We start from the raw sequence: 238 nt of genomic DNA on the forward strand, positions 1-238 counted from the left end.
CGCGATGATTTGGGCAGCTCAGCAGAAAAGCTTCAAGGCGGGCAGCTACACGTTCGGGTACCAGTCCTGTGACGACTCGACCGCACAGACGGGCGGGTGGGACACGGCGAAGTGCGCCACCAACGCTCGCTTGTACGCGACGAACACGTCCGTCATGGCGGTGGCCGGAACGTTCAACTCCGGCTGCGCCAAGATCGAGGTGCCGATCCTCAACCGGGCCCATCCCGGCCCGCTGCTG

The 238-nt window shown here is 65.1% G+C and carries 1 protein-coding gene; it reads left to right on the plus strand.

Annotated elements, in window-relative coordinates; translation table 11 throughout:
- Positions 1 to 238: hypothetical protein (locus KVT28_RS26750; RefSeq protein WP_217551341.1), on the plus strand; the 238-nt coding region annotated here is incomplete at both ends.

This window comes from Pantoea sp. GbtcB22 (assembly GCF_019091025.1).
Taxonomy (GTDB): domain Bacteria; phylum Pseudomonadota; class Gammaproteobacteria; order Enterobacterales; family Enterobacteriaceae; genus Pantoea; species Pantoea leporis.